Source organism: Desulfopila aestuarii DSM 18488 (assembly GCF_900143695.1).
In the GTDB taxonomy this organism is placed as follows: domain Bacteria; phylum Desulfobacterota; class Desulfobulbia; order Desulfobulbales; family Desulfocapsaceae; genus Desulfopila; species Desulfopila aestuarii.
Genome location: NZ_FRFE01000004.1, coordinates 169,285 through 185,056, shown reverse-complemented (window position 1 = coordinate 185,056; position 15,772 = coordinate 169,285). Strand labels below are relative to the sequence as shown.

Annotated in this window: 14 protein-coding genes; 6 read left to right on the top strand and 8 right to left on the bottom strand. The window is 42.8% G+C overall.

Features of this window, described 5'->3' with window-relative positions:
- Positions 1 to 6: 6 nt before the first annotated feature.
- The 8 genes from BUF15_RS05870 to BUF15_RS05835 form a co-directional block, all read right to left on the bottom strand.
- Positions 7 to 738 (bottom strand): ABC transporter ATP-binding protein, encoded by a 732-nt coding sequence (locus tag BUF15_RS05870; RefSeq protein ID WP_073612531.1) that lies wholly within the window; start codon positions 736 to 738, stop codon positions 7 to 9.
- Between the two features lie 90 nt (positions 739 to 828).
- Positions 829 to 1,230, bottom strand: coding sequence for a hypothetical protein (locus BUF15_RS05865; protein WP_073612530.1), 402 nt, complete (start codon positions 1,228 to 1,230; stop codon positions 829 to 831).
- 57 nt (positions 1,231 to 1,287) lie between these two features.
- The gene (locus tag BUF15_RS28215) at positions 1,288 to 1,515 is read right to left on the bottom strand and encodes a type IV pilin protein (RefSeq protein ID WP_073612632.1); all 228 of its coding nucleotides are present in this window, start codon (positions 1,513 to 1,515) and stop codon (positions 1,288 to 1,290) included.
- Between the two features lie 265 nt (positions 1,516 to 1,780).
- The gene (locus tag BUF15_RS05855; RefSeq protein WP_073612529.1) at positions 1,781 to 2,227 is read right to left on the bottom strand and encodes a hypothetical protein; all 447 of its coding nucleotides are present in this window, start codon (positions 2,225 to 2,227) and stop codon (positions 1,781 to 1,783) included.
- Between the two features lie 5 nt (positions 2,228 to 2,232).
- Positions 2,233 to 3,150: a prepilin-type N-terminal cleavage/methylation domain-containing protein gene (locus BUF15_RS05850; RefSeq protein WP_073612528.1), complete on the bottom strand. Its 918-nt coding sequence runs from the start codon at positions 3,148 to 3,150 to the stop codon at positions 2,233 to 2,235.
- Entirely contained in the window at positions 3,147 to 3,530 is a 384-nt protein-coding gene (locus BUF15_RS05845) for a type IV pilus modification PilV family protein (protein WP_159441231.1), read from the bottom strand. The genes BUF15_RS05850 and BUF15_RS05845 overlap by 4 nt, the downstream gene beginning before the upstream one ends.
- A complete protein-coding gene (locus BUF15_RS26550; protein ID WP_084553577.1) occupies positions 3,520 to 3,990 on the bottom strand; it encodes a pilus assembly FimT family protein in 471 nt (156 codons plus the stop codon). Before BUF15_RS26550 ends, BUF15_RS05845 begins: the two co-directional genes overlap by 11 nt.
- Positions 3,975 to 9,062, bottom strand: a complete 5,088-nt coding sequence (locus BUF15_RS05835; protein WP_073612526.1) for a pilus assembly protein — start codon at positions 9,060 to 9,062, stop codon at positions 3,975 to 3,977. Before BUF15_RS05835 ends, BUF15_RS26550 begins: the two co-directional genes overlap by 16 nt.
- A gap of 602 nt (positions 9,063 to 9,664) precedes the next feature.
- Here BUF15_RS05835 and BUF15_RS05830 point away from each other — a divergent pair.
- From BUF15_RS05830 to BUF15_RS05805, 6 genes are all read left to right on the top strand, one after another.
- Positions 9,665 to 11,203: a sensor histidine kinase gene (locus tag BUF15_RS05830; RefSeq protein ID WP_073612525.1), complete on the top strand. Its 1,539-nt coding sequence runs from the start codon at positions 9,665 to 9,667 to the stop codon at positions 11,201 to 11,203.
- Positions 11,200 to 12,570 carry a sigma-54-dependent transcriptional regulator gene (locus BUF15_RS05825; RefSeq protein WP_073612524.1) on the top strand — a complete coding sequence of 457 codons (1,371 nt, stop codon included), beginning with the start codon at positions 11,200 to 11,202 and terminating at the stop codon, positions 12,568 to 12,570. Before BUF15_RS05830 ends, BUF15_RS05825 begins: the two co-directional genes overlap by 4 nt.
- 557 nt (positions 12,571 to 13,127) lie before the next feature.
- Positions 13,128 to 13,715: a GspH/FimT family pseudopilin gene (locus BUF15_RS05820; protein ID WP_084553554.1), complete on the top strand. Its 588-nt coding sequence runs from the start codon at positions 13,128 to 13,130 to the stop codon at positions 13,713 to 13,715.
- A gap of 62 nt (positions 13,716 to 13,777) precedes the next feature.
- Entirely contained in the window at positions 13,778 to 14,689 is a 912-nt protein-coding gene (locus BUF15_RS05815) for a PilW family protein (protein WP_073612522.1), read from the top strand.
- 1 nt (position 14,690) lies between these two features.
- Positions 14,691 to 15,077, top strand: a complete 387-nt coding sequence (locus BUF15_RS05810; RefSeq protein WP_073612521.1) for a prepilin-type N-terminal cleavage/methylation domain-containing protein — start codon at positions 14,691 to 14,693, stop codon at positions 15,075 to 15,077.
- A 28-nt stretch (positions 15,078 to 15,105) separates the two neighbouring features.
- Positions 15,106 to 15,717 (top strand): pilus assembly PilX family protein, encoded by a 612-nt coding sequence (locus tag BUF15_RS05805; RefSeq protein WP_073612520.1) that lies wholly within the window; start codon positions 15,106 to 15,108, stop codon positions 15,715 to 15,717.
- The last annotated feature ends 55 nt before the right edge of the window (positions 15,718 to 15,772 follow it).

Here is a 15,772-nt window from a genome sequence, read left to right as displayed (position 1 = left end):
TTTGACTTATCTAGACACAGTCTGGATGAATATAGTTTCAAGATTTTTCTCGTCGGTTATATCAATTGAATTGAGAATCTGATCCATCTTACCTTTATTCATAATTCCGATACGATCACATATTCTCTGGACATCAGTGAGAATGTGTGAGCAAAATAAAACTGTATTACCAGCCTTGTTGTAATCGCATATTATGTCAATAACCATTTTCCTGCCTACTGGATCAAGCCCAGACATAGGCTCATCAAGGATAAGAATTTTTGGCTTGTGAAATAAGGCATATGCCAAGGCAGCACGCTGAGTCATCCCTTTGGAAAAGTGCCTGATTTTTTTGTTTGCGACATGGGCTAGGTCAACCTGGAATAAAAGTTCTTCGATTCTTTTTCGACTTGCGACACTGGAATAGCCTGCGACTGTGCCAGCAAAACGAAGGTGCTCCGTCAGGGTGAGATTTCTGTACAAGCATGGGTTCTCGGCTAGATAGCCAACTTCCAGATTGCAGCTGGTGGAATTCGGTCGTTTCCCTGCTATCGTTACACTTCCTTTATCTAAAAAAACAAATCCAAGCAAGATGTTAAGAGCTGTACTTTTCCCGGCTCCGTTTGGGCCAATAATTCCAAAGACCTCACCTTGTTTGACTGAAAAGGATAGATCAATTAATGCTGTTGATTTATTATGTATATCGATAGAGTATGTTTTGAAAACATGCTCAAATTGTATTGGTGTATTAGGTAGCATTTATCAAATGAGCCTAAAAAAACTTGGCTCCTTGTAAAACGAGTTACAGGGAGCCAAGTGCGTGTATATAAGATCGTATCTAAATTATTCCTATTCCGCTCCGGCATTGCCCATGTATATCCAAGTACTACCAAATGGATTGGTTGTACCGTCGAAAGTAGGCGCAGGAGTGAGGAAAGATGCTTCTGTATCATTTGCTTGTTGGTAGTAACCTGTTCTTCCGGACCAGATGCCGTACTCCATTCTGTAAGCAGCCTGGGAGGAGGTGTTGAGAGTCGTAACTGCAAATTCAGCTGCATCTGAGAAGAGAGACATGCTTACGCCAGGGGAGAGGTCAATCTTAAGTGAGCCATCGCCAGCAAGCGTATCGTTAATTGATACCGTTCCGCTTGCATCCACAATGTCAGCATATGTGCCGGCGCTGAATGCTGAGGATGCAGGTGCAAGAAATGCCAATCCAACTAACATGCATATTATTTTTTTATTATTCATGATAACTCCATCAAATTTATAATTTTTGCCAAAGAAAAAGGAAATGGCGATCTTGCATCAATTGGGATAGTGCTGCCACTCTGCAAAGAAACCTTCCATGTCTGTCCTTACATTTCTCGCATCTGCAAGTGCTGCAGAGTTGTTGGCTCGGGAACGATACTTGGTGAACTGAGGGATTGCGATAGCAGCCAGGATGCCGATAATTGCGACAACGATCATGAGCTCTATCAATGTGAAGCCCTTTTGGCCATTCTGTCTTTTCAGCTGTTTTCCGATGAGTCTCATCATGGTTTGTACCTCTTGTGTTGGGGTTTGGATGCTGAAGTGTTGTTCCTACTGCCACTATGCATTTTGTGTGCCAATGGGCTGAAAATAAGTATGTGCTATGAAAATGAGTATATAGGCTGTCTTTGTTATTCGCTTGTAGAAAAACAAGCAGGTTTTGTAGGCAATGTTGACAAAATATGTCACAGATGCGCAGCAATTGTCACTAAATCCTATTCCACTAATCTTACGGTTGGGCTTTCAGGAAAATAATCACAAAAAAGTATCACCATACTTTATAAACAAACTCTACCACTGCTCGTTCAGGTGTATTCAACGCAGTTGACGTAACCCTGACAGCCACCGCTCTTACGTCTGGGTTCCCCGCAACACCGGTTTCCAATGTCGATGATAAATAGGTAGCAGATAGACCTGTGCAGGCCATCGTGCGGCCCATTGCGTTACATATGGAACCATGAAGGTCTATCGTGTCATTTGCTGTGCAAGGATTCCCAGAGTTGCAGGTAAGTGATGCATCGCGTAGTGATGCCATGATGAATTCGCTGGTACCTTTTGCTGTTTCGAGTTCGTTGAGATACCGCTTGTCCTTGCCCGACATCTGGGTGTGCATCAGAAGAACGAAAAAGAGTGTAGAAACGAGTACCATGGAGATCATGCCAATAATAAGAACTGCTAACAGGGCAAAGCCACTTTCATTTAATCTGTTTGTCATATGAACTACCTGCTCATAGGTTTACCGCTGATTCGAACCACTTTCCAACGATATTTTGATGGATCTTCAGTGACCGAGGCCTTGCTTAGTGTAAGTGATGCATCGATAAAGAGATTTTCATTGGATGTCAGATTGGGGTCTTTTTTGCTAGCCTGCATTAAGACATACAATTCGATGTTTTTCACCTGGCTGAGTATTTGAGGTGTTGTTCCAGGTGGAGTGCTTTGCACTGAATCCACAGTGCCATCGCCATTAATATCGAGTTCAAATCGAACATCATAGTCAGCTACGCAATTCAGAACTGGTTCGCCAGCGGCGCCACCGACAGCGCGAAGAAGGTTTCTGGTGCCTTGGGCACAGGTGGAAAGCGTGTTACCGGTACTTAATGTGTAACTTACTGTTGTATATCTCTCAGCGCTGCAGGTCGGATCAGAACTATTAGAGACAGGGAAAGCGGTATATACTCCTTTGTCTGGGCATGTTTGTGTCGTTCGCGTGAGGATTGCAAATTTTCTATCTATGTCAAGAAGGGAAACGCAGGTATTGGTGCTGTCTTCCCGGCTATCCAAGACAAGGCTGGTTGATAAGGATGCGATTGCTGAGCCACAGTTATACAGCAACCAGCCTATGCTCGCCTGGTTGGTATTATTAATGGTTGAGTTGATTGCCAAGGTTTTTGTGGCAGCAGTCCAGGTTAGGGGAGGGGTGGCATCATCTGTTGCTATCCCATAATTCGCATGTTCAAGGTCAAGGCGAATGAGTTCAAGAGTGTTCATTTTATCAAGCATGGCTTCGCTTGAGGACGTCTCAACTTTACTGCCATTGAGCAACTTGACAAACGCTGGATATGTGAGTGAACTGATTACACCTAGAATGACGACTGAAATCAGTAATTCGATGAGCGTAAAACCTTTGTTGTTCATTTATCGCCTATAATGGTAGTTGCTGAATAGTTGTAGGTTTTACCCTTATCAGTCCAGCCGACGTTAATGGCAACTGAATATGCAAGGCCTGGGACTTCGCTAGTAACTGTGCGATCAATCGAATAGGCATGATCAAAATTTCTAATTTGCCTGCTGATGGTGTAGGTTGGGGTAATTCCAGGGGTAAGGGCTGCATATGCTGTGTTTCTCTCTGTGGTGAGAAGTTCCTCAGACAATCGTACAGCTTCATCCCTGAGTTGATTTCTGCTGGCATAGCCGTATGCGCTTATCATAGCCTGGATGGTCCATAGCATCATCAACGTCAAGAGGAGAATAGCTATTACTGACTCAATGAGTGTAAATCCTTTGTTATTTGGCATTGCAATTCGCACCATTCCATGTCCCAATTCGTATACGGGTATTATTTATTGCAACACATGAAGATGCTGCCGCGGAGTTAACGGTTGCAAGGTGAATGTTTCCCGTTGTACTGAAAAGCCCCCTTGAGTTGATAGCAAAAGTGGAGGAAACCGGACCGACAGGGTTTTTCAAGGAAAGAGAACCGCTGGGCGTTGCAGCGCCTGTGGGGTCATTGATGGCGGTCAGAGTGTCTCCTGAGGAATTGATATTGATATTAATTTCGATTTTTTCAGTAAAGGCCGACAACCGCTTACTTTTAAGGAAAGAAGATGTTTTTTCCATGTCGTCAGTTATGTTGGCAGCTTCGTTGATATCTGAGAACTTGCTTACAGCTATACCTGAAATGATACCTATAAAAGCTACGACAATTATCAGCTCAACAAGAGTGAACCCTGCCTTGTTGGTTACCTTTCTATCCATAACAAGATCTCTCCGTTGAATTTTCCACTATAAGGCACGATAGGGGTTCCTGATTCAGGTGGCACTCCTTTGAACCAACCGGTTGTGTAATTATCTTCTTCGCTAAATTTGGATTCATTGAGTCGTGCGTCCTCAATGTTACCTCCACTCAGTTGCAGAAGCAGGGAGGCTGGCGGGGGAGTGGTGGTAACACCTGAACAGCCGTCGAACATATTGTGCCCGGTTCTGCAGTTGAATGCCCATATCCTGGTCCGTCCGCCAAAATCGCACAGGTCAGAAGATGGCTGCATAGTCGTGAAAAATGCGATATTGGAATAATAGGTTGGATCTGTGATGGTTCGTTCCATGAAGAAATCGCCACCTGTGTTGGCCGCCATGTTCGACATTTGCCATGAAACTTCATTGTCTTGATTAAGGGTGCCATCATTTTCGCACAGGTCATCCGCCAAATGAGAGTTGTGGGCACGATTCAAAGTAGACGTGCATTTGGTTCTATCATCATTGTCCGAAAGGTTTTTGAGGCAATTATCTATTTCGATACCCCATAGGCTGTTTGTGTCATTTGGGTTCTGGCCTGGTGTATCGGTTTTGTAAAACCATCGCCCCGAGCCAAAATAGAGATAATTGTTTTCGTAACATAATCCATGTTCAATTTTTGAGGTAATTGGTGCCTGGCCTTGATTGAACATTTTGCCAAACTCCCAGCTAGTGGTTTCAGAACGTCCTCCTGGGTCGGTAATAGGATCATCATTTGTCGGTGCAACGAGAAAGACGTTGCCCTTCCAGTCATTAGAAGCAAGCCAGTTTACACCGAAGAAGACAGCATCCGTGCTGCCATCATTGTTGTAATCAATACCGTTAGTGAAGAGTCGGCCCCCGAAGGCGCTATCGAGATTAGACAAGGCACTCTCCTTGACGAATCCGTCCTCATCGTTACCATCCAATTTAAAGACTTCCTGGATGGTGAAGTCTGCAGGAGAAAGTTTCAAAATATAGATTTTCAGATCTTGACCAGCAGTTGTGTAACCCTTTGCGTTAAGGGGGCCCGAGAGGAACATGACATATTTCTGATTTATATTGCCGATCTGTCGAGAAATGACGGCAGGGCCGGAATAACTGTAACCCATGCTGGGGTCAGTAAATTCCCAAAGAAAAATTGGATTGTATGGGTCCGTAATGTCGAGGGCGAAGTAGGACGAAAGTCCAGGCGATGCAGCGGTGACATTTTCTGGAGAAATATCCGGTGGTACGGCCTGGAGTGGATTGCCATCTGGATCAACGTCAATAATACCATCCTTGTTGGTGTCTCCGCACCAGTAGGAGCTGTTTCCTTGTTCATAGGTGCATCCTGTCGCTCCACCAAAACGCATTCCGCCGATGAGTATCTTTTTGTCGCTGGTTTCTATAATGTACGGTGGCAGATCTACTGTGTAGATGTGCTTGTATTCAGGATCTGCAAGGAATTGTAGGTAGGGCATAGCGTTGCGGGGCATAAAGGCCCATGCCTCTTCTCCAATTTCGTTATTTGTGCAATCACCTGTATTTGAATCACAAAGGGCAACTGCCTGGCCAGTGCTAGCTTTATCCTTGCGCAAACGGCCAAGCTTAAAAGCATGCAACATGCCATCATTGGCACCCGTGAAGAGGAGAGAAAATTTGTCACTGCCAGTATCGTAATTCACTGGCTGGGGTGTTGAATAAATGATGTCGCCAAGCTTCCAGAGATTACCAGTACTGTCAACTTGACGATTGCGGCATTTCTGAGTGATATTTGCCTGAGATGTAAAATTATCACTTGCTCCCCGGATGTAGCTAATGAGATTCTTGCTGGCAGTCTCTTTGTGTGCTGGTGTGTCTGTCTCTCCGAGGCATTCAGGAGTTGAGGTAGGAGTGAGATTAAAAAGGCTGTCAAAAGAGGCAAAATTGCTTTGCACGAATTCGGCAGCAGTGCCGACTTCTGTAACAGCGTAGATATATCGACGCCCGGAATCTGCAATCAGGTTTGGATCTGCATCGACTGTGCGATCCTTTAGGATTTCTCCAGCCTCAAATACTCGGTGGACGTCATCAATGGAGTCGTAGGTGCCTTCCGGTCCTGCTGTATCGCCAGGTCCCGAGTTCGGATCCAACGCACCATCATTGTGTGAGCCTTCGTTGATTGCTTTATAGTAGTCAATGCGCAAGCTGCCTTCGGCATCGATTTTGAAATCGATAATCTTGTCATCAAATATGTCAAGCGTGTAATATCCTAGTGGGTCTGTGTTGTTTTCTCTGATGTTACTGATGGTTCTTGAATTGTAAAACCAGTAACCGTTCAGGGCTCCTGTCCAATCGACATCATAAGAATCCGTACCATCGGTAAAGGTTTTTGAAGGGAAAAAGAGTGCCTGATTGATCAAAGAACCTAGAGTTGCTCTTTCAGAAAGTACGGAGATTGAAGAACCAGCAGAGGTGCGTTTTAAAATTGAAGTAATCGCTGAGGTTAATGCCACAGTTAGCTCTTCGCCATCCTCGGCCGCGTAGGCTTCTCCGTTGGCATTATTGGCTGTGTCCACGAGTATGTCTGGTATTGTACTGCTGCCAAAAGCAACAGTGTAGACTTCTAGATGCTGTCTCAGCGGGAGATCCGGATCTGTTGGTCTAAGATCCCTAAAATCACCGGCTAGGGTATCTTCGTAGAGATATTTAGCAACATCGTCAAGATTATCTTGGCATTTATTGCCATCAAACGAGTCGTCGAAGCAGTCATTGTCGTTTCTATTGGAATTATATACTCCATCTGTATCATAATCATCGTTATCGACAGCTGAAGTTCCTACTATTTCAGCTGGTACATTGTCATCTCGATACGGGTATCCATCTGTGAGGATTATGACATATGATTTAGCACAGCGTATTTTCTTTGTGATACCATCCATAGTGTAAATATATGGATCCCAAATAGTATCACTGGCTGGGTCACTAGCTGGAGCATCCTTGTCATATACAAGATAGTTGGTTTCGGATCCGATTGTTGGTTTGTCATCATAATATGGTGGTATCTGACTGAAATATCTGCCCACCTCATAAAGATTCTCAGCAAGAGGGGTAGTTCCCCAGACGAGTGGGTAGTGCTCTATGGCATCAACAATTGTCGAGGTTGCAGCTTTAACAGGGGTGTCGATATACCTATAGGAAGGAATGTCATTATTCTTTTTTAAGAAGGGGTTGGATGGGATGGCAAGGCGCAATGTGCCGCCATGTGCCCACTCTCCATCGTAGAGGCTGGTCTCAAGGCCATTGATTTCAGGGTCGTCTGGATTTTTATCCTGGTCAGTTTTCTGGTATCTATAAAAACTAATTCCGGTTCGGACTTTACTTTCGATAGAGTGAACAAGGCCCTTTGGTTCTTCATCTGTAATGAGGGCGATGTTGTAACTGGCTGATGGTTCAGGTATTTCAAAGGCAATGAAACCCACATCTTCAGCAGTGTGAACGGTATTTTCTTCATAAGATTGTTCCTCTTCAACTTTCAGATCAACTGAACTCGTTGTAAAGTTTCTAAAGCGCAGGTTCGCGGTGTCTGAGTCATTGAAGGTCTGCATCGCAGCGAGAAAAGCACCCGCGGATATAGACGCTGGAAACGTGACAGTCTTGAAAGTTCTATCAATAGAGTCAACGGCAGTAGCGGCTGCCAGGCGTAAACTGCCGGTTGTCACGCCTTGTTCCATCGCCATGAAGCTAACCGTTTCTTTCGGGTGATTGTGCGTGTCAGCTTGTGCACGTTGAAGAGCTATTTTGAATTCGGTATTAGTCACACCCTGTATCCTTGTCGTTACTGGGGTGGAATCGTTCTCGCTTGAAATTGAGGCGATCACTACCGGATTATTTAAAGATGTATGTGGCAGAGTAGTAGGGTATTTTAGTGTATTAAATTTGACGTTATCTTCTTCTAATAACGTTTCGTCAGCGACAATTTTAAGCGTACCTCCACCAGATTTGGGAAGGAGATGAACTCCTCGTTCTAGAATGACATACGTTATCGGTTCTTTGGGATGTGCCGGGTCGTTGTCTGCGTCGTAGAGAGGGTTTGCCGTCCAATCCTGCAGCTTGATGTCAAACGTGGCATAGGAATTTGGGGAACTGTTATTGATGATCCGCACTGTAGTTGGATCCTCGCCATTTTCAGGTGGAGCGGCAACGATAATTGGATGAATATATTTGTTGATGGATGTTATCGATAGTGGATCGCTTGACACCTTAATATTCATGACCTCACCAATAACATCACCATCAACATTCGTAATATTGAAATTGTCTATTGGCAAAATCTTGGCGTATGGGTCATAGGATGATTGGATTTCGCCTTTGTCGGCAGGACTATGGATCAAGACACGAGTACTGTTGGGAATTGGAGTGTAGTTGCCTAAATTTGTATCAGTTTTGCAAATGTCTCTGTCGCTCGGTTCATTATTGCCGACAATTTTCCAAAAAGTACCATTACCAGCACCTTTGTACTCATACCCACTGCGATTTTCAGTCTTGCCGCCAATAAGGACTTTTCTTGCTGCATCTGTTCGGCGCGTAACAAGCCAGTTGAGAAAATTCCCGTCCCAACAGTTGGTGCCTGCAGCAGGAGTGCAACCTGGATCAGATGTGTCTTCAGTAAAGGCACCAGTTGAAGTAGTATCAATTGCCGGGTTGTTGCTAGAGTCTACAATAGAATATGGAGCCCCAGCACCGAAGTAAGACGAACTATCTACGGGTATGGTGGGGTCGTATGTATATTTTTTACCCGAGTCAAACATGCCAAAATATGTCTTTGATGGATTGTATCCAGTGCCAGCAGTAGTGGTGCAGTCTTTGTTATAGCTTGCCCCCTGGTCGTATACCGGATTTTTCATGCTTCCCGAATTGTCGAGCATGAAAAGGACATTTGGTTTTATGGTCGTGGTGAGGAATGGGGGGGTAGCTGTATAGTCTTCACAGCTTGCGGCTAACGCCTTGGTCGGAACAAACCATAATACACTGGAGCATAGAATGTAAGCAAACCATCGGAGATGAGAATGTTTATGGGGAGTACATTTATACATGTTGACCTCTTGCATAGATCTAAGATGACTCATGTTTGAAAAAGTGCTGAATCAAAACGTATTTATTCAATAATCATGCCAGAAAGGAGTTTTGGCCTATTTTTTGGAACATTTTTAACGTTTCACATTGTGACCAAACGTAAATGTTATGTGTTTGTTTAGTCATAATGTACTTATATAAAGATGATCTGGAAACCACTCGTTAGTATAAAGTGCATATGCTCACCTCGCCGGTCCAGATGGACATGATTCATCTTTTTTAACAGCTACCATGAAAAACAGACATCAATTTAGAACATAAACGTAGAGACAAATCAAATGAAATATACAGTTATATCGAATGTTAGTATCACATAGATTGGCTGAGTATATTGGAAATACAGATACAACGGGCACGGAAAGGTGTTTTTGTTCGAGAACTTGAAATCCTCAACGTGAGTCTCTGTCGCGGCGGTAGGGTGCTGGTGTGTTAGGTTATGCGTTGTTTTTTCAGCAGAAACATCATCCATCGATTCAGCCCAGGGCTTCTGTGACAATTTGTGCGTATTGGACCAAGAAATTTGCTATTCATTTCCCGTCTTCTGATTCTTAAAACAATATCCATGTATAGAAATATAAAAATCCAACTTTCTTCGCTGTTTTTCATTTCTTTGCTATTTGCCATGTTGTTGATTGATGCTGTCGTGGTTTCGTTTTGGTACCACACTCATTTTGAGGAGAAAGTTTACCAGCTTAAGAGTTTTTTAAAGTTAGAACTAGTTAAAGAATATGTAACCAAAGAAGGCTCGCTGATTGATGTCAACAGTGTATTCAATAATGGGCAATATGGCTTGGCAAGGGTGCAGGTGAACATAGCACGTGCTTCAATAGAAAATGGTGAACTCATTATTTCAAAAAAGGGTGCGAATGCAGATCTGATATCAATAGTTACCGAGGCTCTTGTTACCAAAAAAGAGATTATGCGTCGCCTTAACGGTTTCGCGAAATCAAGTAAATTTTCCTTGCAAGCTGTTGGGGTAGCATTGGTATTGACGGGTAAAGACGGGAATGATATCGCGATGGGTGCGATTATAGATGATGCAGAAACTCTAGAACTGATATGGAATAAACAAAAAATCATTTTTGTCTACATATTATTGAATGCAATAATTTTGAGCACTATTGTTTTTTTTAGAGTTCGTCGTTTTGTTTTTGATCCACTCGATAGGTTGGTAACTATTGCTGAAACCTACCAAGTCAGAGCTGATAGCTCAATGTTTTCTCAAGTATCGGAAGGAGAGCTCGGCCAGTTAACCAAGGCCATGCATGGCATGGTCCAGCGCATTGAGAGAGACAAAGATAGTCTACGTGATACCGTGTACTCCTTAGCTGAAGCTAATAAAAATTTGCAAAAGGCTCATAAGGAGGTCGTAATGGCTGAAAAAATGTCTACGGTCGGCAGGCTTTCAGCTGGACTTGCCCATGAAATAGGTAACCCGCTTACAATTGTTCAAGGTTATGTCGAGCTTTTGGGCAATGATGATTTTTCTACCGAAGAGAGAGAGCAATTTTCCAAAAGAGCGCAGTCAGAACTAGAACGGATCGATACATTGATCAGGCGATTGCTCACCATGTCAAGAATAAGCCATACGCAATCGGAAACGTTTGATCTATGTGAATTGGTTCAAGAGGTAATCGAATTGTTGGAGCTGTCTGTTCATCGAAAGGGATCTGTTATACAATTAACGTCAGAAGCGGGACCCTTTATGATAAAAGCAGACAGAGATATGATTCGCCAGGTTGTATTGAACCTGCTGCTTAACAGTCTTGATGCGATTGCCGTAAATGACTGTGATAGAAAGTCTGGTGAGATTAATATGAAAATCAACGAAGAAATATCATCAAAAACGCCTATCGTTTCGTTGGAAATCATAGACAATGGTGAAGGGATTCCGCCCGAAAATCTTGACCACATATTTGAGCCATTCTATACCACAAAAGAACCTGGCAAAGGCACAGGGCTCGGTTTAGCTATTGCAGAGAGAGTCGTACGTTCAGTAGGCGGTAGTATAGAAGTGAAAAGCTCACCCGGACAGGGCGCCTCCTTTAAGCTGAATTTTCCTGCTAGCGTTGAGCAAGACGGTAATAAGGTTAAATCATGACACCTCGCTTGCTGATTATCGACGATGAAGAAAACATGCGGCATATGCTGCAAGCACTTTTGTCGAAGTGCGGGTATCAAATCGAGCAAGCCCAGGACGGAAGAGAAGGGCTTGATAAAGTGCAATTGGATCATTTTGATTACGTGCTCTGTGATGTGCGAATGCCTCGGATGGATGGGATGGCCTTTCTGGAGCAAGCGGAAAGTTACCTTCGTGAAACAACAGTTGTTATGATGTCAGCATATGGCACCGTTGACTTGGCTTTGGAGGCAATGAAAAAAGGTGCTTATGACTATATTTCAAAGCCGTTTAAAAAAGATGAGGTTCTTCTTACTCTGAAAAAAGCTGAAGAGCGTGAGATGTTAAAAAGGGAGAATTCTCGACTCAGGCAAGAACTTGAGAACGTGATGCCTAGCGATAGTTTTGGGCATATGGTCGGAATTTCAAAGGTAATGCAGGAATTATTTGAATTGGCAAGAAGAGTAGCATGTTACTCAACTACGGTGCTCATAACGGGAGAGTCTGGTACAGGAAAAGAATTATTGGCGAGAGGTATTCACCAGAATTCAAAACGTAAAGATAAACCGTTTATCGCAATAAATTGTGGCAGCATTCCTGAAGGATTAATTGAAAGTGAACTGTTTGGCCATATACAAGGTTCTTTCACCGGAGCTGATCAAGAGCGAAAAGGTCTTTTTGTTGAAGCAAACCATGGGACATTGTTTCTAGATGAAATCGGTGAGATGCCATTAGGTATGCAGGTAAAGCTCCTGCGAGTGTTGCAGGAAGGGGAGGTGAAACCTGTTGGTGCAAACCAGGTACGTAAAATAGATGTTCGCATATTGGCGGCAACATCTCAAGATTTAACGAAGGCGGTGGCGTCGGGTAGATTTAGATCAGATCTTTTTTATCGTTTGAATGTATTGCATCTCACTATTCCGCCTCTACGACAAAGAAAATCCGACATTCGTTTACTGTGTGATCATTTCATTTATAAAGTCAACAGAAAATATGGATGCAAGATTGCCAATATTGATCAGTCCGGACTGGGATTGCTTATTGAGTATGATTGGCCAGGAAATGTGAGGGAGCTTGAGAATAGCATTGAGAGGGCATGTGTATTGGCAGACACTGATATTATTTCATCTTCTGCTTTTCTTGGACTTGATCGTAACAATTCTTTAATCGGTACTCAAGAAAGAAGTTTTGACAGGGGGATGTCTGTAAAAAAAGCCACTGCTGTAGTTGAAGCCCAGTTGATTAAACGTGCCATGGAGCGAACTGGTGGTAATAAAACTCAAGCAGCAGAGTTACTTGAAATGAGCTACCCGTCACTATTGTCAAAAATTAAGAAGTATAAAATATAAAATACAAAACTTGTAAGATGTTGAGTATGAATCGTTTGTATTGATTTCTACTACTGGCGCTTTTCCTCGTGGTATAATTGGACCTTTTCTTGCAAGTTTTTCTGCTCGGCTGGTTTTTTCCGGCTCCATTAATTGACACCTCTTGTAAATGGGCTGTCCAATAGGAAAGTAATGAATTCTGAAAATGATGTGTAATGATAGTATGTAAATTGTAAAGCGCAGGGGAGCGGCTGGTTTGGACATAAACGTTTCGATAAAATATCGCACTGCCAAATTTTGTCAATATAGGGATCGGTTTGTAAAAAAATTTAATAACCAGTTAGTACAAAATCTATTATTCATAAAACAAAATTCCAGATAATCTGTGATTAGGTTTAGATTCTTGATGTTTACTAATGTTGACGATACTGCTACGGATTGAAAAACGTTTGGGCCTGCATTTTGCATAGCATTGTATGGGAACTGCAATATTTCACAGGCGGTTTAAGAGGGAGCGTTTGCAAGTATTTAATAATTGCACAAAATTTACATGATGGGACCTGGATACGTGCCTTATAATGCATGTCAACAGTGTCCTTTACTATCGATGTGCTCAAATCATTAACAATAACCATATATATGCTATGAAGAGATATCCGTTCCTACGATCATCTTGGGTTTCTGAACGATCTCGGCGAGCTGGATTTACCTTGCTTGAGCTAATGATTGTGATTGCTATCATTGGAGTCTTAAGTGCCATTGCATTCGCTGGTCTATCTAAATGGTTACCAAATTACAGGTTAAAGTCTGCAGCTCAAGAACTGTATTCATCCCTGAATCGGGCCAAGGCAATGGCAGTTAAAGAGAACCGTAATGTTGGAATTGAGTTTTTTCCACAATCATGCCCTCCTGAAGGTGGAAAGTATCAGATTTTCGTCGATGAGGATAAGAATAACAGCCTCAGTGGTACGGAAAAAGCCTTTATAAGTGTATCCATGCCTTCCGGGGTTTGTCTCTCAGCTACCAGTTGGGCAGGTGATCAGACCGGTTATTCTGCTCGAGGTTTCACTACTAATGGTAGTGGAACCGTAACGTTAAGTCATGTAAATATCAGTCGTTCCTATACGATACGGGTATATCCCTACGGGGGCATCAGGATTGATTAGATTAGTAAGAAATTCAATTTAACGTTCGCTCTTCTGATCCTTTAGTTAATATGGAAAGATCCATGAATAAAACCCGAATAAACACGTTGGTAGTCTTGAGTCCCGGTTTCTCAATTATTGAGCTTATTATTGCAATGGCTGTATCTTCCATGGTCGTAGGCGCAGTTTATGTTTTACTTGTTTCCCAACAGAGTCATTATACAGCCCAGAACCAAGTGACCCAGCTACAACAGAATCTTCGAAGTGGAGCGAGTGCTATCGAATCAGACTTTCGAATGGCTGGATACAATCCGAAAGATGCCAGTGGTACAACTTTCTCCTTGCTTGATATAACTAGAAGAGATCTCTCTTATGCTCTAGATATTAATGGGAATTGTTCAATTCAATTTTCTGTAGATCTTGACGAAGATGGTACTTTGGATAATCCCGACGAAATTATAACCTATTCACTTGCTGACTTTCCTGACAATGATGCTACTCAAAAAGATGGTGTGCCTGATTTGACCAGAACTATTCAGACCCCAGTCATAAACGTCGACCCAACATTACTCAATAGAGAGCTGGTGTCTGAGAACATAGAGTTTCTTGGAATTGCTTACGCATTCGACGTGGATGGTGATGGTGATCTTGATACCAGCGCGAATGGAAATGTCATCTGGGGAGTAGATACCAATAATGATAACATTCTGGATCGAGCCTTGGATACAAACGATGATGGAGTTATCAATGTGACAGATACTGCTGGAGGAGCATTAATAAGTGCCGCCCCATTCAATGTTCCTGCGGCAACACCACCACAACTGTCAGATATTCGTTCAGCACGTGTTTGGATGGTTGCCCGATCATTAACTGCGGACCCGAAGTTTGTAAATTCTGCCACCTATGTTATTGCCGACAGGCACTTTACGGCCTCAGATAATTTCCGTCGAAGAATATTAGAGTTTACCATATATTTTAGAAATACAGGTCTATAATATGATGAAAAAACACATTTCTTCATTCAACGAGAAGGGGTTTACCTTAATTGAGGTTCTCATTGCTATTATAATCCTTGCAATTGGAATCATAGCCTTGGCTGGGATGCAGGGTACAAGCATTAAAGGTAATAAGCATGCCAATAGTATTACAACTTCGAGTACTTGGGCCGCAGATACAGTTGAACAGATTTTTGCTCTGGATTATGACAGTCTTGTAACCGGTAATAGGACTTCCAGTGACGGCAACAATACGATTGCTTGGACTGTAACGAGTGAAACCCCGCTGCCAGATACGAAGAGTGTCTTGATAACTGTAACTAATAATAATGTGGCAGAATATGCGTCTGTCACTATCAGCTATATCAAAGCGAAATATGTTCACTAATAAATTTTGTCATCTGGATGTTGATACTATGAACAAAAAATGCCATGGAAGACTTATCAAGGATGATGGTTTTGTCTTGGTTACGGCACTGCTTGTTATGCTTATACTGACTATTATTGGGATTACAGCAACAACAAACACCTCACTTGAACTACGCATTGCTGGTAATGATAAACTGCATAAGCAAACATTTTATACAGCGGAAGGTGGTGCTATTTTAGGAGCCGAAATCCTTGAGCAAAACCTGAACTGTGTGACTGGGTTTGCTTCGAGTCCTATCAATGGGAACATTACTATAAATACACTTGATATGGCCTTTAATAGTTATGGAGATGCCGATTATTCATCGAAAGCAACAATTGCCCAGACAATAATGGATAACGCGAAAGCGGACTTTGTTTTTCCTATTGCCGGAGCAGAGCAAAGCTTTGGATACGTTGTTGGTGAAACTAGGATGCAGCCAGGAGGTACTCTTGTAATGGCGGCAGGATATGAGCGAAAGGGTAAATCAGCTGCAAGCGGTGGAGTTTCGCTTCATTATGACGTTTATTCTCGCCACCTTGGTAAGGATGATAGCGAGTCAATAGTTCTTCTTGGATGGCGGCATCTTGTTGGTGATGAGAGCGCCTGTGTATACTGAAACATGTACCACACACTTTGTGAAGTGTTCTCCACGACAACCTGACATTGGAAAG

Coding starts and splice junctions, on each gene's coding strand:
- BUF15_RS05835 (WP_073612526.1), bottom strand. CDS start 9,062: ATGTATAAATGTACTCCCCATAAACATTCTCATCTCCGATGGTTTGCT.
- BUF15_RS05820 (WP_084553554.1), top strand. CDS start 13,128: ATGCATGTCAACAGTGTCCTTTACTATCGATGTGCTCAAATCATTAAC.
- BUF15_RS05815 (WP_073612522.1), top strand. CDS start 13,778: ATGAATAAAACCCGAATAAACACGTTGGTAGTCTTGAGTCCCGGTTTC.
- BUF15_RS05805 (WP_073612520.1), top strand. CDS start 15,106: ATGAACAAAAAATGCCATGGAAGACTTATCAAGGATGATGGTTTTGTC.
- BUF15_RS05825 (WP_073612524.1), top strand. CDS start 11,200: ATGACACCTCGCTTGCTGATTATCGACGATGAAGAAAACATGCGGCAT.
- BUF15_RS05870 (WP_073612531.1), bottom strand. CDS start 738: ATGCTACCTAATACACCAATACAATTTGAGCATGTTTTCAAAACATAC.
- BUF15_RS05855 (WP_073612529.1), bottom strand. CDS start 2,227: ATGACAAACAGATTAAATGAAAGTGGCTTTGCCCTGTTAGCAGTTCTT.
- BUF15_RS05865 (WP_073612530.1), bottom strand. CDS start 1,230: ATGAATAATAAAAAAATAATATGCATGTTAGTTGGATTGGCATTTCTT.
- BUF15_RS05850 (WP_073612528.1), bottom strand. CDS start 3,150: ATGAACAACAAAGGTTTTACGCTCATCGAATTACTGATTTCAGTCGTC.
- BUF15_RS05810 (WP_073612521.1), top strand. CDS start 14,691: ATGATGAAAAAACACATTTCTTCATTCAACGAGAAGGGGTTTACCTTA.
- BUF15_RS05830 (WP_073612525.1), top strand. CDS start 9,665: ATGTATAGAAATATAAAAATCCAACTTTCTTCGCTGTTTTTCATTTCT.
- BUF15_RS28215 (WP_073612632.1), bottom strand. CDS start 1,515: ATGAGACTCATCGGAAAACAGCTGAAAAGACAGAATGGCCAAAAGGGC.
- BUF15_RS26550 (WP_084553577.1), bottom strand. CDS start 3,990: ATGGATAGAAAGGTAACCAACAAGGCAGGGTTCACTCTTGTTGAGCTG.
- BUF15_RS05845 (WP_159441231.1), bottom strand. CDS start 3,530: ATGCCAAATAACAAAGGATTTACACTCATTGAGTCAGTAATAGCTATT.